Genomic DNA, 20,310 nt, shown 5'->3' with positions numbered 1-20,310 from the left:
GGGCGGGGGAAGTTCAGCGCCGAACTCCCCCCGCCCCTTCCAGTTCCGATACCTCAGCTACCAATCTGGAGGCAGTCGTGGCACGGACGCTAATTGAGATTGATCGCGGTTCAAACGAGCCCCTTTACCGGCAGGTCCGGCGCGTGGTTGAGCACGGCATCGCTGTCGGAATATTCGACTCACGCCGTAGACTCCCCAGTTCCCGTGAACTGGCCGCCGAACTCAAGGTCTCACGCAACACCATCAATCTCGCGTATCAGGAGTTACTCACGGAGGGACTCGTGCTGAGCCACGAGCGCCGCGGTATTTTCGTAAATCCTGAGATGGTCGCCGCCGCTGAGGCTGACGTCCAGACGACGGATTCGATGATCGATTGGTCTTCCAGAATGCGCCGTTATGCCGACGAGGGTGTGCCGGAGGTGGAAAAGACGCCCGACTGGCATAAATATCCATACCCTTTCGTGGCCGGTCAGATCGATGTCCAGAGCTTTCCAGCAACGGCTTGGGTGCGCAGCCTCCGGGAGGCGCTTTACCAGCCCCATCGCTTCGCCAGCCTCCAGGACAGTGTCGGCGCGGACGATCCCATGCTGATTGACATGATCCGGCGCCAGATACTCCCGGCCCGCGGGATCGAGGCCGGCGCAGACGAAATACTTATCACCGTTGGGTCTCAGCAGGGATTGGACCTGCTGGCCCGGACGCTGCTCGGATCACATCAGCGTGTAGCGATCGAAAATCCCGGCTACCTCGACGCCCGCCATATCTTCCTGCGCACCGGCGCGCAGGTCTACGGAATCGATGTCGACAAAGACGGCCTCTGTCTGCCGACCACCCTCAACGGAACTGCCTTGGTATATGTCACTCCCAGCCATCACCATCCCACTAATGTGACACTGAGCATGGAGCGTCGCCATCGGCTTCTCAAGCTTGCGGCAGCCTCTGCAACGGTGGTTATCGAGGATGACTACGACAGCGAGTTCCGCTATGAAGGCAGCCCTAGTCCGGCGCTAAAAGCCTTGGATTCCACAGGAGATGTCCTGTATTTGGGGACGTTTTCCAAGTTCTTGTCGCCCGGTTTGCGCTTGGGTTTCCTCGTCGGCCCGGCCGAACTCATCCGTGAGTTGAAGAAGGTGCGCCGTTACCAGGTCCGTCACCCGCCAGGACATTTGCAGCGCGCGCTCGCTTTGATGATTGACAGCGGGGATTACCACCGGGCACTTCGGCGCCACCGCCGGCAGATGAAATCCCGTTGGGAAATGGTCAGCAATTTCTCAGCACAATACCTGCCTTGGGAGCAGAGCAGCTATCCGCCAGGGGGCGTCAGTCTTTGGGTTACCGGGCCGCCCGCATTGGATGCCTTGGAGCTGGTAAGGAGGGTGGAGCGACGGGGAGTCCTCATTGAGCGCGGGGACATCTATTTCATCCAACCAGATGCGCCGCGAAACTGCTTCAGAGTTGGCTTCGGCGCCATCCCCACGCGCTCAATAGGGGAAGGACTCGCGTTGGTCGGCGAGACAGCGAAAATCCTGCTTGCCGGCGGAGATTCAGCGGATAAAACAGCTGGCTAGCAGACCCCTCACGGCCGGCTGCAGCTGGCGCAGGACGTAGTTGACCGGTGTTTCCGCGCCGGACGCGGAACGGGTCTCTGTCCCGGTCCCGGCCCCTGGGCGCCGGGCCGGGCACTGCCGCAGCATGGCCCAGAAGCAATGGAGGAATGCTCCAGCCGCCCGCACTCTTCGGCCCGGCGGACTGCAAAGCGTACCGAAGGGATGATCAGCCGCTGCGAACGTGACAAGCCCGGGGGTCAGCCGCCGGCCCGCCTACGATGTGTCCGTGTCGTCGTGGATGGCCATTCCCGCCCGACCTGCACTAACATCCTCGCCGCCGGGACAAGCGGACCATGCAGCCTTCTCGCTGCATGCGAACGCCTGGTTTCACCGAGCCCACACTGCTCAAAGACGGGGAATGGCCATGTACTTGATCTCGAGGAATTCCTCGAGGCCAAGTCGTCCGCCTTCGCGGCCGAGGCCGGAGGCTTTGATGCCGCCGAAGGGTGCCGCGGGGTTGGAGACAAGGCCCGTGTTCAGGCCTACCATGCCGACCTCCAGTTCCTCGCCCACGCGGAAGGCGCGGTCCAGGTCCTGTGTGAAGACGTAGCTGGCCAGGCCCCATTGGGTGTCGTTGGCCATGCGGATTACTTCCTCTTCGGTGTCGAAGGGAATTATCGGGGCAACCGGGCCGAAGATCTCCTCGCTCATCAGTGCAGCGTCCGGGGTGACGTCCGAAAGAACTGTGGGGGAGTAGAAGTACCCTCTGCCTTCAGGGCGGGAGCCGCCGCAGACTACTATGGCACCCTTGGCGACGGCATCGTCCACCAGTTCCTGGACCTTGTTCAGCGCCTTCTCCTCCACCAACGGGCCGACGTCGGTGCCTTCCTCCGCGCCGTCGCCAACCTTGAGGGCTCCGAGACGCTTGGCGAGCCGCGCCGAGAAGTCGGCGGCCACTGCGCGCTGGACGAAAATCCGGTTGGCGGCAGTGCAGGCCTCGCCCATGTTCCGCATCTTGGCAGTGAATGCGCCTTCCACGGCCCGATCCAGGTCGGCATCCTCAAACACGATCAGGGGTGCGTTTCCGCCGAGTTCCATTGAGGAGCGCATGACGTTCTTTGCCGCCTGTTCAAGGAGGCGGACGCCCACTTTCGTGGAGCCGGTGAAGCTGATCTTACGGGCGATGCCGCTTTCCATCCATTGGGTGACCACCTCGGAGGCTTTGGTGGTGGTGACGACGTTGAGAGCGCCCTTGGGCAGGCCGGCTTCGATGAGGATGTCCACCAGTGCCAGCGAGGACAGTGGGGTGAGGTTGGCAGGCTTGAAAACCATGGTGCACCCGGCTGCGATCGCCGGGCCGATCTTTCGTGTAGCCATGGCCAGCGGGAAGTTCCAGGGCGTCACCAGTACGCACGGGCCCACCGGCTCCTTCGAGACGAGAATCCGGTTCTTGCCGTCACCGGTGGTAGTCAGGTCACCGCCGATGCGGACGGCCTCCTCGGAGAACCAGCGAAAAAATTCTGCAGCGTAGGCCACTTCTCCCTTGGCTTCAGCGAACGGCTTGCCCATCTCGGTCGTCATGATGAGGGCCAGCTCGTCCTGCCGGGCCATGATCAGTTCGAAGGCACGCCGCAGGATTTCGCTCCGCTCGCGGGGCGGAGTCTTGGCCCACGCCTTCTGCTCCCGGCCGGCCGTTTCGATCGCCCGGCGGGCGTCTTCGGGACCGCCGTCGGCCACCGTCGCGATGACCTCCTCCGTGGCGGGGTTGACGACGGCGAAACGGGCACCGGTAGAGGACTCTGCCCACTCGCCGTCTATGTACAGGCCGGTGTTGACTTTCGCAATCACATTAAGGACCTGGTGGGAGGCCGGGACTTTCAGGGTGGGGTGGGGTGTCATGTTGAGAAGTCCTTTTCTGTGGGGAGGCCGAAAAGCGGTCGGGCGGCGGTGGGTTTGGAAATGAATGAAGGGCTGAACCAGCAAGCGAAGATCAGGGGAAGTACGTCATTTCTGAGCAGGGGCATCTGATTTCCCGCCTCCTTGCACTGCTTGACGCGGGACTGCAAATACCTCGTGGAAAGACCTGTGGAGGCCTTCCAGGGAAGACCTCCACAGCGACCACAGGACTGGCTTCTGGCTTAGACGTAGTCCTTGTACTTCTCGAGCAGGCGGACCGGCTTCGCCAGCGCATCACGGCGGAAGGGGTCGCCAAGCTCTCGCGTGCACATGATCTCGATGACCGTGGTTTTTCCCTCGTTCATCTGCGCAGCGAGGGCACGCTGGAGGGCGGGGCCTACCTCTTCGAGCTGATCGACAACTACGCCTTCGGCCCCCATCGTCTGCGCCATGGCAGCGAAGCTCTCGTTCTCATTGTCGAGTTCACCGGCAACGAAACGCCGGTTATAGAACTCGACCTGGTTTTTCTTTTCCGCGCCCCATTGCCGGTTGCGGAACACGATCGCGGTGACAGGAATGTCGTGGCGGACAGCAGTGAGGACTTCTCCCATGCTCATCGCCCATGCCCCGTCGCCTGCGTAGGCAACCGCCGGCCTGTGCATGGCGGCCGCCTTGGCGCCGATCATGGTGGGCAGCGCGTAGCCGCAGTTGCCGAAGCTCATCGGCGCGAAGAAGCTGCGCGGCTTCTCGAAGCGGAGGTAGCTGTGAGCAACCGAGTTGATGTTTCCGATGTCGGTGGAGACCATGACGTCTTCCGGCATGGCCTTTTCCAGTTCGCGCAGCACCTGACGCGGGGACAGCCAATTGCCCTCCTCGTGCTTGTGCTCTTCGAGCATGTCAAGGCTGTAGTCATCCGTTTCATGGGTCCATGCCGACAGTTCTTGCTCCCAGCTTTCCTTCTCGGCCTTGATGGTGGCGGCGCGCTCTGCCTTGGTGGCATCGCATGCGAGGGTGAGCTGCTCCAGGCGGTTGCGCAGTTCGAGTGCCACAGCCTTGGCATCACCGCAAATTCCGACACTGATCTTCTTGACCAGGCCCAGCATGGTGTGGTCGGCATCGATCTGGATGATTTTGGCATTTGTGGGCCAGTAAGCCTGGCCATACTGGGGCAGGGTACCGAAGGGGCCGAGGCGGGTGCCGAGGGCGACAACGACGTCGGCCTGGGAGATGAGCTTCATGCCCGCCTTTGATCCCTGGTAGCCGAGCGGCCCCGCCCAGAGCGGATGGCTGGCCGGGAAGGAGTCGTTGTGCTGATAGCTGTTGACGACGGGAGCGCCCAGACGTTCGGCGAGAGCCTTGCATTCCTCGACTCCGTCGGCCATGACCACGCCGCCGCCTGAAACGATTACTGGAAATTTGGCCGTTGCCAGCAGCGCTGCGGCCTCGTCCAGGCTCTTCGTGCCGCCGGCACCACGGTCCACCCGGCGCGGTTGCGGGATTTCGGCTGTGATCTCGCCGTAGAAGTAGTCGCGCGGAATGTTCAGTTGAGTCGGCCCGTTTTCGGACATTGCCCGATCGAAGCAGCGGCCAGTGAATTCGGCCATACGGGCGGGGTGAGTCACGTGGCCCTGGTACTTCGTGAATTCCTGGAACATGGGCAACTGCTTGGCTTCCTGGAATCCGCCGAGACCCATGCCCATGGTGCCGGCCTCCGGCGTAACGATGACCACGGGGCTGTGGGCCCAGAAGGCAGCAGCGATGCCGGTGACGCAGTTGCTGATGCCAGGTCCATTTTGACCGATGACGACGCCGTGTCGGCCACTGGCGCGGGCATAGCCATCTGCCATATGGGCAGCGCCCTGCTCATGGACGACCGGAACCAGACGAATTCCTGCAGGCGCGAAGATGTCCATGGCGTCCATGAATGCAGACCCCATGATGCCGAAGATGTCAGTGACGTCGTTTGCCACCAAAGTCTCCACGAATGCTTCTGACGGAGTCATCTTTTGAGCACCTTGAACCACTGACCGGGGTGCCGTGGCAGAGGCCTCGCTGGTTGGCAGGTCATTTGTGGCCGGACCCGTTCCGGCGTCGGTGACGTCAGAGATGTCGATTGTGTCTTGGCTCATATTGCTTCTCCTCCTACAGGGCTGGCTAGCCCTACAGGACTGGCCGTGCTCGTTGAAATATCAAAAAACGGAACCTATCGTTCCTTTTTTTGGTGGTCAACCTGAGGTTAGGCGAAAAGCATCTACCGGTCAATGCCTATTCGAGAATATGGAACGTGGCGTACAATAAAACGACGAAGGCGCCGAGGATACATCGGGTGGAGGAGACGGTAATGGCTGAGATTCGCAGGCTAAACAACAATCAGGACGGTCAAACGCTGACTGAGCTGGCGGGGGAGACACCTACTATGCGTCTGTTCTCCCTGCTCGAACTGATCGCCACCAAGGACCAGCTCTTCACGCTTCAGGGGCTAGCGGAGGAGACCGGCACTCCTAAGCCAACCCTCCACCGCATGCTGCACCAGCTGGAAAGCTCCGGACTGCTGATTCGGGAGAACAACGGCAGGCACTACGGCACCGGAAGCCGCCTGCGGCGCATGGCCGAAGATCTCCTGATTAATGACATCCACCACGGGGCACGTCACGCGGTGCTCCGCAATCTGGTGAATGAACTGGGGGAGAGCTGCAATGTCACTGCTGTATCTGGCAGTGAAGTGCTATATCTGGACCGGATCGAAACCTCCGAGCCATTGCGGATCACGCTTCAGCCGGGTTCCCGGGTGCCTGTTCACTGCTCGGCAAGTGGAAAAATGATCCTCTCGCAGCTCAGTCCAGCCCAGCGGAAGCGGCTCATTGCATCCGCTCCGCTTGGCCGCTATACGAACAAGACTGTGACTGATCCGGACTTGATCGAGGCCGAGCTGCAGCGCGTCCGGAGGGATGGTTATGCCATCGATGACGAGGAGTTCCTTCCGGGGTTGGTCTGCGTCGCAGTGCTGGTCCCCACGACGAATGCTGTGTCCAATTTGTGTGTCGCGGTGCAGGCTCCCGTCATGCGGTTGACGCCGGAAAAAGGTCTGAAACTGCTCCCCGCGCTCCAGCGTGCGGCCGCCGAGATAGGTCGAATTGAAGCAGAGTCCTATACAGGCAGGACCGACGGCGGGGATGCGACCGAAGGATCGGCCAGCGATATTGAGGGGGAGCTATGGAGCAGCTGACAAGACTGATGCCGGATCATATGGTTTCTGTCCGGGACCTGTTCAACATCGACTCGGATCTCAAGGTAGCCGCCTTCCGTGAGCCCGATGACCATGTCCCTGAGGCTGACCCGGCCTACCGGTTCAACCACGATGTAACGCTGGCCATCCTGGCGGCCTTTACCCGGAACCGGCGAATGCTGCTTCAGGGACTCCACGGAACGGGTAAGTCCACACACATTGAGCAGGTGGCCGCCCGGCTGAACTGGCCGTGCGTACGTGTCAACCTGGACGGGCATATCAGCCGACTGGATCTGGTGGGGCGCGACACTGTTGTCCTTAAGGACGGCAAACAGATCACTGAGTTCCAGGAGGGAATCGTCCCCTGGGCCATCCAACGGCCGGTGGCACTTATTCTCGATGAGTACGATGCAGGGAGGCCGGACGTGATGTTCGTAATCCAGCGGCTTTTGGAGCGTGACGGCAAACTCACACTGCTCGATCAGAACCGGGTCCTGGACGTGCATCCAGGCTTCCGCCTCTTTGCCACGGCCAACACTGTAGGACTTGGCAATCTTAACGGTATGTACCACGGCGTCCAGCGTCTCAATCACGCCCAGATCGACCGCTGGAACATCGTCGCCGCCCTCAACCATCCTCCGGCCGAGGACGAGCTGGAAATCGTGATGGCACGGGTCCCGGAGATGGACCATCCGGCCGGGCGAGAACTGGTGGCTTCCATGGTGGCTGTGGCAAAACTGACCCGGGACGGCTTTAAGGTGGGCGACCTGTCTACGCTGATGTCCCCACGCACCGTGATCACCTGGGCCGAGAATATTGGGATCTTCGGCGATCCCGGCAAGGCCTTCCTGCTGTCTTTCGTCAACAAGTGCGACGAAGCCGAACACGCAATCATCGCTGAATATTTTCAGCGCTGCTTCGACCGTGAACTGGACGGACTCAGTTCTGCGGCTCATGTGCCGGACAGCGCCTTCGCTGCCGCCGGGTAAAGCCGCCCATGGCCTCGCTGACGGAAGATAAGGAACAGACGGACCGGTACGGGGCGGCAGCCGCATCCCGGGAGACCGCTGCCGTATTGCTGCGACGCCGCAAGCAGACCATGGAACTGGGGGCCGCTGCGCTGCGCGCGCTCAGCGGCCGGCGCGGCCTGCACTTCCGCGGCCCGGTCCTCTATCACGGGGAGAAGCCGGTGGCAATGCCGGCGCCGCATCTTCACCCGCAAACCTGCGATTCCAGGCCCGCGTCATTCCGTGGTGCGGCCGACGGCATGGCGCTGCGCCTGAAGAAGAGTGATGCCGTCCTGCATCAACGACTTTGCCCGGACACACCCGCCCGAGTCTTGGTGTTCGAGATGCTTGAGCAGTTCCGCGCCGAGTCGCTGGTCGATCCTGCCATGCCCGGGGTCAGGGCCAATCTCCACGAACGTTTCCAGCAGTGGTCCCGGGAGTTCGAGGCTTCCCCTCTGATCGACAGCGCGTTGGGAATCATCCTGTTCACCGTGGCCCAGGTTTGCCGCGCACGAATCACCACGGAGCCAATGCCTCCGGACATCGAAGACCGAATTGAATCAACCCGGATGGACCTTGCCCCGTACATCGGCGCCCACCTTGCCGCCCTGCGCCGCGAACGCTTCTCGCAGTCAGGTTTCGCCCCTCATGCCCTTGCCATCGCCGAGACCGTCGGGGCCCTAAGTGAGCAGCTGGAATCCAGGGAAACGGGACCCGCGCGCCCCAGCGGCCGATTGACTCAGTTCCAGCTGCTATTCGACCAGGACGCGAACGACGACCATATTCCCATCGCAGGATACGGGCGCAGCGACGCCCTTCAGATTGGCCAGGGCATCTATCGGCAGTACACCACCTCCTACGACCAGCAATTCCAGGTCGCAGGTCTGGTCCGCGCCGAGCTGCTGCGCGGCTACCGCAAACAGCTCGACGACGACATAGCCCGGCAGGGCATCAACGTGCCCCGGCTGGGGCGGGCCTTGGCCGCGATCCTGTCCGCAGACGACGAGGATGGATGGGACGGCGACGCCTTGGAGGGCCGCCTTGATGGCAGCAGGCTAGCCCGGCTCGTCACCTCCTCAGGGGACCGCAGGGTTTTCAGGACTGAACGCATCGAACGCCGTGCAGAGGCCAAAGTGACGTTCCTCGTGGACTGCTCCGGGTCCATGAAGGAGTACGGTGCCGCCGTCGCCGCGCTCGTGGACGTCTACGCCCGCGCATTGGAACTGGCAGGTGCGCGGTGCGAGATCCTGGGCTTTACTACCGGCGCATGGAACGGCGGCCGTGCCGGGAAAGACTGGATCCGGGCGGGAAGACCAGCGTATCCAGGACGGCTCAATGAGGTGCGGCACCTGGTTTTCAAAGATGGTGATACACCTTGGCGCCGGGCACGCTCCGGAATCGCCGGGCTGATGAAAAAGGACTTGTTCCGCGAGGGGGTCGACGGCGAAGCCGTGGACTGGGCATGCGCCCGGCTCGCGGAAGATGGCACCGGAATCGGTGCCTCGGGACGCCGGATCCTGCTCGTGATTTCCGACGGCAGCCCGATGGATGGTGCCACTGGGCTGGCCAACGACAGCCATTACTTGGAGCAGCACCTGCAGAATGTGGTGACCGCCCATGAGGTTTCCGGCAGCACAGAGATTTTTGGACTGGGGGTAGGGCTGGATTTGTCCCCCTACTACCGGAGGAACCTCGCGTTGGATTTGAGCCAGGGAACCACGCCTGCCGTCGTCAACCAGGTGCTCGGGATGCTGCTCAAAAGCCGCTAACGGCTATCGCGGTGACGGGACGATGCCGGCGTGCGCGGCCAAGTCTTGATGCCAACTCCCGGCATGCACGTCAAGACCTGGGAAAGCGGGAAGTCATCGAAAGCCTTTCGACTTCCCCGGACACGGTGACGCGTCGGCGTTCGAGCTCCTCGAGCTGGGCGCGACGCGGGGGAAGGACCCGCTCGACGGCTTCGGTGCCGACGGCGCTCACGCCCTGCTCATGTGCTCGTCCAGCGCCGAAAAGACCCCCTCCATAATGTTCAACAGGTCTTACGGCTGTGGTTCCTTACCCCGGGCAGCACGTTGCCACGCCCTGGCGCCCAGCCAGGTGCGCCGGGAGCCTGCTCCAGCACCGGGGATCGGGTCAGCACGGTTCCTGGCAAGACCTGCTCCAGGGCAGGAAAATCTGCACCCGCCCGTGCTGCTGCAGGCCCGGTGAACAGGTCGTGCAGCCGCGCCTCGCCCTCAGGAAACGGCTTGTCTAAGACGCCTTCACCCGCAGTAGACCTCAGGGCAAAAAAGTCATGCCGGACCCAGCGACCAAATCCCCGACCCGGCGGCAGGGCCCTCCGATCCACGGAGAACCAGGGGATCCTACACAGCCGCCGGCACGCAGAAACCCGCTGCGAGTAGCTCCATTGCCAATTCCCACAGCGGGTTTCCTTCGATGCTTCAAGGGCGGATTAGTGCAGCGTCCTTGTCAGGTCCGTCTCCATTTTTCCGGGCTGCTCTGCATCTTCTTCGTTAGCTTGGGCATCACCGGCCGCGTCCGCCCGGGTTGGATGTTCTTGCTCGCTTTCCGGACGTTTTCCGTACCGTCTCCGCATTTCGTAACTAAGCAGGATCACAATCAGTGTGAGGCCGCTCATCAGGAACTGTGACTGGGTGCTGGGAAGGATGGCCATTGCAGCTATGACGCTGAGCATGAGCGCTATGGTCGCGTAGCTTAGCCATGGGAACAACCACATCTTGAGTTTCAGGGCTGCGGGATCTTCCCGATCGAGTCGTTTACGCAGCACTACCTGGGAAATGGCAATCACCAGATAAACGAACAGAGCAACGGCGCCGTAGGAGTTCACCAGGAACGTGAAAACCACTTCTCCCCACAAATAGACGCATATAACCGAAATATAGCCAACCGTTGTTCCGAGCAGAATCGCACGGCGCGGCACGCCGCCTTTGGAGAGTTTGGTAAAGAACTTGGGGGCATCGCCGTTGCGCGTTAGAGCGAAAAGCATGCGCGAAGTGGTGTAGAGCGCAGAGTTCAGGCAGGAAAGGACCGCTGTCAGCACAATTCCGTTCATGATGACGGATACGGCAGGGATACCCATGACATCAAGTACTGCCGCGTAGGGGCTGATCCCGACGCTCTCGGCATCCCACCTTTGGATGCAAACGACCACAAAGATAGAACCCACATAGAAAGTCACGATTCTGGCGACGATAGAACGCATTGCCCGCTTCACGGAACGTTCCGGGTCTTCGGCTTCGGCTGCTGCAATGGTGACAATTTCCGCCCCGGTGTAGAAGGCGACACAAGGCACTACGGCGGCCATGACGGCTCCCCAGCCCAGGGGCGTGAAGCCCCCATGGTCAAAGAGGTTACCGAATCCCGGCGTTGAATCAGGCCAGACGCCGGTTATCCAGAGGATCCCCAGGCACAGGAAAACAATGATGGCTACCACTTTGATGGAGGAGAACCAGTATTCGAACTCACCAAAGGACCGGGCTGAAACCATGTTCGTGGCGCTCAAAATGATCATCAGGCCCAGGCTGAGTATCCACAGCGGGATATCGGGAAACCAGAGTTGGATTATCCGGCCGCCAGCTATCGCTTCGATAGCAACAACGATCACGAAAAAGTACCAGTACATCCATCCGGTAGCGAACCCTGCCCGTTGTCCCAGGGCCTGCCGTGCATAGACGTAAAAAGATCCGACCACCGGGCGGGCCACTGCCATTTCGGCCAGCATGCGCATTAGAAGCAAGGTGATAAGGCCTGCAATGGAGAAGGAGACGATTGCGGCTGGGCCAGTGCTGCTGATAACCACGCCGCTGCCGACGAAGAGGCCGGCCCCAATGACGCCTCCGATGGCAATCAGGTTCATGTGTCTGTTTTTCAGGCCCTTGCTAAGGCTTGGGCTCTCGGCTTGCCGAGGTTCGGCGCTGTCCACGTTTCCTCCAATGATTGACGGAACCAGCTAAAGTGCGCTTTTCGCCTGGGCTAAGAGGCGGAAGACCAGAGGGCGCCGTGAGATCTGCCCGCACAGTCTAGCTGTGAGTGATCCAGCCCACTTCATTTGGTGTAGCCCAAACCTACGTAGCCGATGTTGCGGTTCACAGAACCAGATGGAACTGAAACGAAGGAGCCAGCCCATTCCCTGAACTTACTCCGGCCCTCAACCTCGATGACAGGGCATGCGCATTTGGCCCTTGCCCAAAGTATCCGCCCGCAGGGCTCCGCGGGATGCCGGCATTGCGGTTCAGTCGTGCTCGCCGGTTCACGCGTTTCCATCAATGCATTCCGGAATTCGGAACGTGGAGTCATATATACTGGAATCCGGCCGAGTGTTTCTCCAGCGAAAGGATGTGTCCGTGCAGCAGGCATATGAGAAGAGCCTCGCATCCTTCCGTGGTCGATGTATGCGGCAAACGTCCGCAGGCAAGTCGGAAAAGGACCGCATGACTGCTGCCTTGGCCGGTAAGCGGCATGGCGCGGGAACTGAAAGTGATTGACGCGGTAGCCCTGGATCCGATTCCGGTGAATGCCGACTACGTGTGGGCCCTGGCAGCGCTGGGAGGAGCAACCTTCCTTGGCGCGTCCACGCAACGCATCACGGGTGTTGGATTCGCGCTCGTTGCCGCACCGTTCCTGAGCATGCTCCTCGGACCATTTAACGGCGTGCTGCTGGTAAATGCGTTGGGCACTCTCACGTCATTGCTGGTCTTGGTCCAAGTCTTCAGGGAAGTGGAGTTCCGCCGGGTGCTCCTCATGCTGGGGCCCGCCATCGTGGCCATTGTTCCCGGCTCGTGGGTTGCCATCCACATGCCGTCTTCCCTGCTTTCAATCATTGTCGGCGCCATGATCATAGTTGCCCTGGCCGCAAGCCTTACCGTACGCACGCCACCTGTAGTTCTCCGCGGCAGGCTGGGGGCGGGGATCGCTGGATTTATCTCAGGCTTCATGAATGTAACGGCAGGGGTCGGGGGACCGGCTGTGGCGGCGTACGCACAGGCCAGCCAATGGCAGCACAGAGCATTTGCAGCCAGCGCACAGCTTTACTTCTTAGGGGTGGGGCTTGCCTCCCTCGCCGCGAAACGCGAGATGCCAGCTCTTGATGGCCTCCAATGGTTGTCCTGTGGTCTGGCCCTCACGGGCGGAATAGTGCTTGGAAATGTACTCGGGCCACGGGTTCCGCCCAGGGCGAGCATGACCGCCGTCCTGGTGCTGGCGTTCACCGGCGCCGTTCTAATCCTTTTCAGGGGCGTTGCCATGCTCGCCTGACTATCGCAGGGAGGAGTGCCTCCGTTCGGGCTCTGGGTGATTCGCCTAGAGCTTCCAAAGTCCATTACCAGAAGCTGAAGTTCAGCTACTTCCGATAGGAGTACTCATTGTCAACACAAGGGAAAGCTTTCAGTTCCGGAAACTTCATCAAGAATGCAACGGGCAGCAACCGCGTCAAGCGCGGTATGGCTGAGATGCTCAAGGGCGGCGTCATCATGGACGTCGTCAACGTCGAACAGGCCCGCATCGCCGAGGACGCCGGTGCCGTTGCTGTGATGGCGCTGGAACGCGTTCCGGCCGATATCCGGGCCCAGGGCGGCGTGTCCCGCATGTCGGATCCGGACATGATCGAGAAGATCATCGATGCCGTGTCCATCCCGGTCATGGCCAAGGCCCGGATCGGCCACTTCGTGGAGGCCCAGGTCCTGCAGTCCCTGGGCGTGGACTACATCGACGAGTCCGAGGTCCTGACCCCGGCCGACTATGTCAACCACATCGACAAGTGGAACTTCAAGGTTCCCTTCGTTTGCGGCGCCACCAACCTCGGTGAGGCACTGCGCCGCATCAACGAGGGTGCGGCCATGATCCGTTCCAAGGGCGAGGCCGGCACCGGCGACGTCTCGAACGCCACCGGCCACATGCGCCAGATCCGTTCCGAGATCGCCAAGCTTGCGGCCCTGCCCGAGGACGAGCTGTACGTTGCGGCGAAGGAACTGCAGGCACCGTACGAACTGGTCAAGGAAGTTGCCGCCGCCGGCAAGCTTCCGGTGGTGCTGTTCACCGCCGGCGGCATCGCCACCCCGGCCGACGCGGCCATGATGATGCAGCTCGGCGCTGACGGCGTGTTCGTCGGCTCGGGCATCTTCAAGTCCGGCAACCCGGCCCAGCGCGCCGCCGCCGTCGTGAAGGCCACCACCTTCTTCGATGACCCCGACGTCATCGCCAAGGCCTCCCGCGGCCTCGGCGAAGCCATGGTGGGCATCAACGTCGACGAGATCCCCCAGCCCCACCGCCTCGCCGAACGCGGCTGGTAACACGGGAGTTCCCCACAACACGTTGACCGGAAGCCTGCTCGTGTCCAGAACAAGGTTCGGCACCAAGACCGCGGCTTTCGGCATCAATTAGGAGCACTAATGGCAATTGAAACCGCGTCACTCGAACTGCCCCCTCAATCCCTGGTGAGACCTCACTGGCGATCAGTCTCACGGGACGCGCTGGCGGAGGGCCAAGATGTGCGGGTTACAGACGGCGGAGGGTACGTGACGTACGGAACGATAGACTGCGCCACACCCGATGGATCACTTGTCTGGATAGTGCTCAAGGATCTTGGTGAACGCCGAATTTTCCATGGGAACGATGGTGTCACACTGGAAATCAGCGCCTAGCAGCGCAGGAATGTTCGCGGCACTCACTCACCCTTGGATAACCACTCCAGCTGCTTGGGGATCCCTTGCTCACTACCGGCAAGGCTGGAATCGGCTGGGCGCCTCGTGCGCTCCTAATCTCCTGAACGGTGGAAGAACGTATCATGCCCGTTGTCACCCGGAACGCCCCGGATCGCACTGTCAGGTTTGGCCTGGCCTTCATCGGGGTACTGCTCATCGCGGTTAACCTTCGGGTGTCCTTTGTCAGTGTGGGATCGGTACTCGCGAACATCAGCAGTGATCTTGAGTTTTCAAGCGCCGCAGCAGGGTTCCTCACAGGCCTTCCGCTCTTTGCTTTCGCAGTCTTCTCACCTGTGGCGCCCGGCTTCGCTTCCCGTCTGGGTCTCGACCGGGCGCTGTGGATGTCCCTGCTGATCCTTGCCTTGGGCATCGTGCTTCGCTCCTTACCGGTGCCCGGCTTCATCTGGGCGGGCACCGCACTGATCGGCATGGCTATCGCGTTTCTCAATGTTTTGGTGCCTTCCCTCGTGAAGCGGGACTTTCCGACGAGGGTCAGCCAGGTCACCGGAAGCTACACCGCCACACAGGCGGCCTTCGCCGCGATCGGGGCCGCCGTCGTCGTTCCCGTGGCAGAAACATCCCCGGGGGGCTGGCGGCTTGCCCTCGGAATCTGGGTGGGACTTGCCCTTATCGCCATGGCCGTGCTCCTGCCGTGGCTGCGCCGGCACAGGGCAGGCACCGCACACGTCATCACGCCAGACGCCTCGTACCTGTCGCCCTGGGTTTCGGCCTTGGGCTGGCAGGTGACGATCTTCATGGGGCTGCAATCGATCGCCTTCTACGTCCTGATGGCATGGTTGCCCACTATCGAGCAAGGCCAAGGGGTCCCCGCGACTACTGCGGGCATCCATCTGTCCGTTTTCCTGCTCATCAGCGTGTTCGCGAGCCTTGCCGCAGGGGGAATCCTTCACCGGGGTTCGGACCAACGGCTCGTATCCTTTACGAGCGGCGCGCTTATGTTCGTGACGTTTCTCGGGCTGGCCCTTGCGCCGGACCTCATACTGCTGTGGATCTTTCTCGGGGCAATCGGGTGCGGGAGCCTCATTGTCATCGCTCTGTCCCTGTTTAGCCTCCGGACCGTGAATTACCCGCAGGCCGCATCCCTGTCCGGCATGGCGCAATCTGTCGGGTACGGCCTCGGTGCGGTGGGGCCGGTAATGTTCGGCGGTCTTCGCGACGTAAGCGGAGACTGGACGCTTGCGCTCCTCGTCACCGCGGGCATCATGGCAGTGCTTACCGTGACGGGCGTTTTTGCCGGGCGTGATCGGGTGATCAGCGCTTCAAATTGACATGGGGTCGCTACTGGCACGAGACGCAGCGACGGGATGGCGGAGCGGCCTATGCCGAGAAGCCCGGCGCGTGCATGAAACAGCCTGACAACCTGGAGTCCGGTCGACGCTGGTGCGAGTATGCATGGTGGAGCAGTTGCTGTGCCCGCCCGATGCGTGACCACTTGGGTGCCTGGTCGGTTTGGGCGAACAGGATCAGCTCCATCGGTTCGTCCAGGCCGGGAAAGTCTGCGTTGAGCCGGTCGCGGATTCCCTGGAATTGCAGGCTGGCGAGAAGTGCGGGGCAGTCTTCATCGCTCGGGAAGGTTCTGGAATCGAGCACGTCTGCCCAGTGGTGCCGGCCTTGCCGGAGCGTCGCATCAGCTGGCTGGGATGCGATGGTTTCCACGGGGTGTTCGACGGCGGCCGCTTTGGCTGCTTCCTGACGGGTGGTCGGGAGCGTGATGCGGTCGGTGGGTTCGAGGAAGCTGCCGCGGCAGAAGAATTCGGCGTTGATCGCGCTGGTTTGGGTGGAGCCGACGGGCAGGGCGGCTGGTGCCGGGTTCGCCGTCGTAGGGGAGAAGGTTTCGTCTCCGACGATAGTGACGCCCTGTGCGGCGAGCACTCCGGTGAGCGCCGCCATGGTGCCGGCATGAGGTAGGCCTGTCCGCGGACGGCGGTTTCGCTGGTGTGGATGGTGGAAGGCGGATGGAGGTGGCGGTGGTGTCACTGGTGAGGTAGAGGGCGACGGTGCGCGCGTAGGGGAGTTCCTGGCCGGGTTGACGCCGGCGCGGTAGCGCCCTGGTTGCGCGGAGGACGCGCCCGGCGATTATGGGGGCATATCAGAATGACAAGCAGCGATGGAACTTCTGCTCATTCATCGGGGCATTGAGATCAGGCAGCATGACTGCGGGGGTGAATTATCACGCGTCAAGCATCCTGGCGGAACTTCGCGCCCTGGTCCGGACAGAAAGATATAGTCCCGGCTGGCAACTTGCGGGAAATGGACGCAAGCTGAGTAGGGGGTCATGAGGGTGTGCCTGATCGCACTCCCGTTGCACAGGAAGGACCTGGGATTCCACAGTCAAAAAGGCAACGCAGTCCGTTGTTGCGCAAGTACCTTAATGCGGGCCGCCCCGCCGATGCGAGAGCCGGTGACCTCGGCGTGCTCAAGCCGATCCAGCCGGCCGCCTGGCGGGAGGGGATGCCCCTCCTCGGCGATGATCAGGTCTACGTGATGAAGTACGGGAACGAGTACCACCCGGCGTGGTGCCACATTGTGGCCGATAAGTGGGCTCACGCACCCAGGGGACTGCTGGTGACCATGGTGGCCGACGTCGGGAGGCGCACCCGTTGCCCGGAATGCGACCGGGTCTTGAAGGCAGCCAGGACGTCGTCTGCCCGGCACTATCAGGTGCAAGCTCCGCCCTCTCCCGCACACCCGCCGCGTGACATGGTGATTCCGCTGCGCGTCGTTGGGGCCGCCCATGGAATCCTCTTCCTGGCGGCCACGGCGGAATTTCAGAACCGCCTGAGGGAGACCGCGGTGGAGCCGGCCACACCGCTGCTCGTGGACGGCCGGCGTGAGGGAATAGTGTTGAGGGTGGACGCGGCCCGCGAAGAGCCCCTCTTGGTTGTCCAGTTGGATCCCCGCGTCACGTTCAGGGATGGTTTGTACCAGGTCCGCCTTCGTCGTCCCCTGCAGCGCTCGGCGGCCAAGCCATTCGCGGTGGACTCGGTTGAATCGGTCCCGCGGGCGTAGCAGGCGCACACCTGTGTCAGTGAACTCGCCACGTCGCGTCAGGTCTCTTTCTGTCCGAGTTCTCGGCGTTCATGTGTCTGGTGGGTGTTCCTGAATGGGTTTCTGACCACGGCTGTCAGCGACCTTCCCGCGGGCCTTGCGTTGCAGTGATTTTGCGGCGTTCCAGCCACCGGGCGTAGAGCGGAGCGGACTATCCGTCCCTTAGGGGACGCCGAAGGCGTCTCTCCCCGGTTACCTGCTAGTAACCTTCAAGCGCAAGGCTGGGAGCATGGACGACAATTCCGACCTGACCGATTCCCGCGGCACATTCATTCGCTCCAACAGTGAGCTCACCTCCGGTGACTGCGTAGAGGCCTACTGCAAGGGCACCCTTGTCCACCGCGGTGAGGTGACGGAGCTGGCCCCCAATCATGAGCTGTTTTGGATGATGGACGTGCTCGCCGGGAGCCGGCGGCTTGTGGACATTGCTGAGCTTGAGGTCGTCCGCGCCGAGGCTCCAGTGCATCATCCGGACGGTTCCGAGAGCTTCTTCACTCTGCCCAAGTAGCTGCCAAGTGTTCCTGAACTGGCAACCCTCTAGCCGGCTAATGCTACGCTGCCTCGCCATCAGTCGTTTGGGCCTGCGTGCCTGATTTCAGCCGGAGGACGGCGCCGGGCTTTGGCCAGGGCAATCAACAAGGTCAGGATGGTGACCATCCAGGCAAGCCCTGTGAGGAACACCAGGCCGATTGCCGCTAAGGGGTGCATGGCGAAAGTCTAGGACGGCATGACCGGAGACCCGGGCGCAACTCCGTAACGCTTAGGCACGAAAAAAGCGCGCCCCGTTCGCTGAGCGCGCCCTTCTCGATTCTCCATGCCGTTCGTCTTCGGCTGCACATATCATAAGCATGCTTACGATAGGGTTTGCAAGTGGTGGCCTTGACCCGTAGCGCAAGCCCTAACCGCAAACCATGACTACCCGGCGCTGGGTGGATCGGGATGATGAAGGATAACTTCCACGGCCGTCCGTACTGGCCTGGCCCTGCAGTCGGGGGTGGGCGGGCCGGACGGGGCGGGGGTTCGCCGGCAGCAGGAACGCCGTAGCTGAAGTTCAACCAGGTGATCTTGAGCGTGAAGATCGCCATGCCCGGGACTGGCCGTCCTGGGAACTTGGGCACCTGCCCTGCCGGGAGCGGATAAAACATTTCCCGAAAACGAAGGAGGGACGTCCTATCTCCTGTACACTTACTAAAAGAGGAAGACCGCCGACAGAGTGCGGTCGAAGGAGATCACGTGACAGTAACACCCGCAGCGGTATCGTCGGCAAGGTTTAGCGCGCAAATCCGTTCCCAGGCACTTCAAACGCGCATCATGGAACTGATCCTGGAACGTGGCCTCGATGTTGGGGACGCGCTTCCCACCGAGAGTGAACTGTCCGCTGAGCTGGGTGTAGGCCGGAACACTGTCCGCGAGTCCCTCAAGGTTTTGCAGGCGCTCGGCGTCATAGAAATCAGGCACGGGTTCGGCATGTTCGTTGCCCCCAACAACTTCAGTGCCCTGGTGTCCGGACTGACCTTCCGCGGCAGGCTCTCGCTCAGGCACAAGGGCGAAGAAGCAATGGAACTCATTGATGTGCGGCAGGCACTTGAATCGGGTCTCATCGGTTCGGCCATCGACCTTTTGACGGAGGACCATCTTGCAGACCTCCGGTCCACCATGCAGGCGATGCAGGATGCCGCCGCAAAAGGCGAACCCCTCGCGGAGCATGACGCGGAGTTCCACCGCCGTCTCTACGCACCCCTGAACAACGAACTGCTCATCAACCTGATGGACGTGTTCTGGCAGGTGTACCGCCAAATCCATGAGGCGCTCGGTTCCGGGCCGGTCAACCTTGAAGAACAGGTCCAGATCCACTGGGACATCTACGAGGCCGTAGCCGGCAGGGACAAGACCCTGGCATCAGAGCGCCTCCAGCGCCACTTCGACGGCATCCGCCTGAAACTCAAGGACGTCGCGGCCTCCTGACGGACGCCCGCCGACTCCCTGCCTGGACTTCCTTCAACGCCCGCGCTCCGGGCGGCCTCACCCGTGCCCGGTTCCGTTTTTCGTAGAGAGTGCTTTGCCGTGGAAATTTTCGTAGTGCCTACCGCCCCAGCCACAGGCGCCGTCGCGGCCGGGATCCTGGCAGCCGTCATCCGCAGTAAGCCGAACGCCGTGCTGGGTGTGGCAACGGGAGGATCGCCCCTTCCGATCTATAAAGCTCTGGCCAGGCACCAGCTTGATGTGACGCGTACCAGGGCCTTCGCGCTGGACGAATATGTGGGCCTGCCGGCAGGACATCCTGAAAGCTACGCTGAAGTTGTCCGGCGCGAAGTGACTGAAAGGCTGCACCTTGACCCCGCGAAGGTTTCGGTGCCGGACGGGAGCGCCCCGGACCCCCAACGCGCGGCGGCTGACTACGAGGCTGCCATCGCCGGCGCGGGCGGCATTGACGTGCAGATCCTCGGGATCGGCCACAATGGCCACCTGGCCTTCAATGAACCGGGCTCGGCACTGGATTCCCGGACCCGGGTTGAAATGCTCACAGAACGAACCCGGCAGGCCAACGCGCGCTACTTCGACTCGCCGTCGGACGTGCCCCTGCTCTGCATCACCCAGGGACTGGGCACCATTCTTGAAGCCCGGCATCTCCTGCTGGTGGTCAACGGCGCGGACAAGGCAGGCATCCTTGCTGCCGCCCTCAACGGACCTGTGACATCGGACTGCCCTGCATCGGTCCTGCAGCTGCACCCTCACGTGACGGTGGTGGCTGACGAAGCCGCTGCTGCGCAATTGCCTCCAGGCAGCGGACAGGTAGCCGTGCGCGTGGGCGGTGCATCCGCCGCAGTGTAGGGCCGCTGCACAAG

General features: G+C 61.9%; 17 protein-coding genes. 12 read left to right on the top strand and 5 right to left on the bottom strand.

The annotated features are described in order from the left end of the window. The first annotated feature begins 77 nt into the window (after positions 1–77). Complete coding sequence (locus ACQ3DC_RS14450; RefSeq protein WP_430752542.1) at positions 78–1,568, top strand: PLP-dependent aminotransferase family protein; 1,491 nt, start codon at positions 78–80, stop codon at positions 1,566–1,568. Between the two features lie 384 nt (positions 1,569–1,952). Here the strand turns inward: ACQ3DC_RS14450 and ACQ3DC_RS14445 are convergent, their stop codons facing one another. Both ACQ3DC_RS14445 and xsc read right to left on the bottom strand, forming a co-directional pair. Further along, a complete protein-coding gene (locus tag ACQ3DC_RS14445; protein WP_430752541.1) occupies positions 1,953–3,446 on the bottom strand; it encodes an NAD-dependent succinate-semialdehyde dehydrogenase in 1,494 nt (497 codons plus the stop codon). A gap of 239 nt (positions 3,447–3,685) precedes the next feature. Further along, the gene (gene xsc, locus ACQ3DC_RS14440) at positions 3,686–5,572 is read right to left on the bottom strand and encodes a sulfoacetaldehyde acetyltransferase (protein WP_430752540.1); all 1,887 of its coding nucleotides are present in this window, start codon (positions 5,570–5,572) and stop codon (positions 3,686–3,688) included. A 212-nt stretch (positions 5,573–5,784) separates the two neighbouring features. Here xsc and ACQ3DC_RS14435 point away from each other — a divergent pair, with 212 nt between their 5' ends. The 3 genes from ACQ3DC_RS14435 to ACQ3DC_RS14425 are packed head-to-tail and all read left to right on the top strand — an operon-like array spanning position 5,785 to position 9,445. Then, positions 5,785–6,669, top strand: a complete 885-nt coding sequence (locus tag ACQ3DC_RS14435) for an IclR family transcriptional regulator (RefSeq protein ID WP_157242462.1) — start codon at positions 5,785–5,787, stop codon at positions 6,667–6,669. Further along, positions 6,657–7,658, top strand: a complete 1,002-nt coding sequence (locus ACQ3DC_RS14430; protein WP_323057284.1) for an AAA family ATPase — start codon at positions 6,657–6,659, stop codon at positions 7,656–7,658. The genes ACQ3DC_RS14435 and ACQ3DC_RS14430 overlap by 13 nt, the downstream gene beginning before the upstream one ends. A gap of 8 nt (positions 7,659–7,666) precedes the next feature. Further along, complete coding sequence (locus ACQ3DC_RS14425) at positions 7,667–9,445, top strand: cobaltochelatase CobT-related protein (protein ID WP_430752539.1); 1,779 nt, start codon at positions 7,667–7,669, stop codon at positions 9,443–9,445. Between the two features lie 683 nt (positions 9,446–10,128). Here the strand turns inward: ACQ3DC_RS14425 and ACQ3DC_RS14420 are convergent. Next, positions 10,129–11,553, bottom strand: a complete 1,425-nt coding sequence (locus ACQ3DC_RS14420) for an amino acid permease (protein ID WP_157242459.1) — start codon at positions 11,551–11,553, stop codon at positions 10,129–10,131. A gap of 602 nt (positions 11,554–12,155) precedes the next feature. Here ACQ3DC_RS14420 and ACQ3DC_RS14415 point away from each other — a divergent pair. From ACQ3DC_RS14415 to ACQ3DC_RS14400, 4 genes are all read left to right on the top strand, one after another. After that, entirely contained in the window at positions 12,156–12,950 is a 795-nt protein-coding gene (locus ACQ3DC_RS14415; RefSeq protein ID WP_157242458.1) for a sulfite exporter TauE/SafE family protein, read from the top strand. Between the two features lie 107 nt (positions 12,951–13,057). After that, on the top strand, positions 13,058–13,984 hold the full coding sequence (gene pdxS / locus ACQ3DC_RS14410; RefSeq protein ID WP_430752538.1) for a pyridoxal 5'-phosphate synthase lyase subunit PdxS: 927 nt from the start codon (positions 13,058–13,060) through the stop codon (positions 13,982–13,984). Positions 13,985–14,083: 99 nt separating this feature from the next. After that, positions 14,084–14,335, top strand: a complete 252-nt coding sequence (locus ACQ3DC_RS14405; RefSeq protein WP_430752283.1) for a hypothetical protein — start codon at positions 14,084–14,086, stop codon at positions 14,333–14,335. Positions 14,336–14,478: 143 nt separating this feature from the next. Continuing rightward, entirely contained in the window at positions 14,479–15,684 is a 1,206-nt protein-coding gene (locus tag ACQ3DC_RS14400) for an MFS transporter (RefSeq protein WP_430752282.1), read from the top strand. Between the two features lie 49 nt (positions 15,685–15,733). Here ACQ3DC_RS14400 and ACQ3DC_RS14395 read toward each other — a convergent pair whose 3' ends face one another. Further along, on the bottom strand, positions 15,734–16,306 hold the full coding sequence (locus ACQ3DC_RS14395; RefSeq protein ID WP_157242455.1) for a hypothetical protein: 573 nt from the start codon (positions 16,304–16,306) through the stop codon (positions 15,734–15,736). A gap of 465 nt (positions 16,307–16,771) precedes the next feature. Between ACQ3DC_RS14395 and ACQ3DC_RS14390 the strand changes: the two genes are divergently transcribed. Together ACQ3DC_RS14390 and ACQ3DC_RS14385 are read left to right on the top strand one after the other, a co-directional pair. Continuing rightward, on the top strand, positions 16,772–17,425 hold the full coding sequence (locus ACQ3DC_RS14390) for a hypothetical protein (protein ID WP_157242454.1): 654 nt from the start codon (positions 16,772–16,774) through the stop codon (positions 17,423–17,425). A 268-nt stretch (positions 17,426–17,693) separates the two neighbouring features. After that, complete coding sequence (locus ACQ3DC_RS14385; protein ID WP_157242453.1) at positions 17,694–17,972, top strand: hypothetical protein; 279 nt, start codon at positions 17,694–17,696, stop codon at positions 17,970–17,972. Between the two features lie 59 nt (positions 17,973–18,031). On the opposite strand, the gene ACQ3DC_RS14380 is transcribed toward ACQ3DC_RS14385, so the two are convergent. Beyond that, positions 18,032–18,172, bottom strand: coding sequence for a hypothetical protein (locus ACQ3DC_RS14380; protein ID WP_157242452.1), 141 nt, complete (start codon positions 18,170–18,172; stop codon positions 18,032–18,034). 525 nt (positions 18,173–18,697) lie between these two features. Between ACQ3DC_RS14380 and ACQ3DC_RS14375 the strand changes: the two genes are divergently transcribed. Together ACQ3DC_RS14375 and ACQ3DC_RS14370 are read left to right on the top strand one after the other, a co-directional pair. After that, positions 18,698–19,429, top strand: coding sequence for a FadR/GntR family transcriptional regulator (locus ACQ3DC_RS14375; RefSeq protein WP_323057270.1), 732 nt, complete (start codon positions 18,698–18,700; stop codon positions 19,427–19,429). Positions 19,430–19,528: 99 nt separating this feature from the next. Continuing rightward, positions 19,529–20,296 (top strand): glucosamine-6-phosphate deaminase, encoded by a 768-nt coding sequence (locus ACQ3DC_RS14370; RefSeq protein WP_430752281.1) that lies wholly within the window; start codon positions 19,529–19,531, stop codon positions 20,294–20,296. The last annotated feature ends 14 nt before the right edge of the window (positions 20,297–20,310 follow it).

Origin of the sequence: Paenarthrobacter sp. NEAU-H11, from assembly GCF_050573415.1 — a bacterium.
Lineage (GTDB): Bacteria > Actinomycetota > Actinomycetes > Actinomycetales > Micrococcaceae > Arthrobacter.
The sequence above is the reverse complement of the archived record's forward strand: the minus strand, read 5'-3'. Positions and strand labels throughout refer to the sequence as shown.

What these genes read in the sequence shown, in the direction of transcription:
- ACQ3DC_RS14430 (WP_323057284.1), top strand. Translation starts at nt 6,657, where the DNA reads ATGGAGCAGCTGACAAGACTGATGCCGGATCATATGGTTTCTGTCCGG.
- ACQ3DC_RS14415 (WP_157242458.1), top strand. Translation starts at nt 12,156, where the DNA reads ATGGCGCGGGAACTGAAAGTGATTGACGCGGTAGCCCTGGATCCGATT.
- xsc (WP_430752540.1), bottom strand. Translation starts at nt 5,572, where the DNA reads ATGAGCCAAGACACAATCGACATCTCTGACGTCACCGACGCCGGAACG.
- ACQ3DC_RS14380 (WP_157242452.1), bottom strand. Translation starts at nt 18,172, where the DNA reads ATGCACCCCTTAGCGGCAATCGGCCTGGTGTTCCTCACAGGGCTTGCC.
- ACQ3DC_RS14425 (WP_430752539.1), top strand. Translation starts at nt 7,667, where the DNA reads ATGGCCTCGCTGACGGAAGATAAGGAACAGACGGACCGGTACGGGGCG.
- ACQ3DC_RS14385 (WP_157242453.1), top strand. Translation starts at nt 17,694, where the DNA reads ATGGACGACAATTCCGACCTGACCGATTCCCGCGGCACATTCATTCGC.
- ACQ3DC_RS14400 (WP_430752282.1), top strand. Translation starts at nt 14,479, where the DNA reads ATGCCCGTTGTCACCCGGAACGCCCCGGATCGCACTGTCAGGTTTGGC.
- ACQ3DC_RS14395 (WP_157242455.1), bottom strand. Translation starts at nt 16,306, where the DNA reads ATGGCGGCGCTCACCGGAGTGCTCGCCGCACAGGGCGTCACTATCGTC.
- ACQ3DC_RS14405 (WP_430752283.1), top strand. Translation starts at nt 14,084, where the DNA reads ATGGCAATTGAAACCGCGTCACTCGAACTGCCCCCTCAATCCCTGGTG.
- ACQ3DC_RS14445 (WP_430752541.1), bottom strand. Translation starts at nt 3,446, where the DNA reads ATGACACCCCACCCCACCCTGAAAGTCCCGGCCTCCCACCAGGTCCTT.
- ACQ3DC_RS14420 (WP_157242459.1), bottom strand. Translation starts at nt 11,553, where the DNA reads ATGAACCTGATTGCCATCGGAGGCGTCATTGGGGCCGGCCTCTTCGTC.
- ACQ3DC_RS14435 (WP_157242462.1), top strand. Translation starts at nt 5,785, where the DNA reads ATGGCTGAGATTCGCAGGCTAAACAACAATCAGGACGGTCAAACGCTG.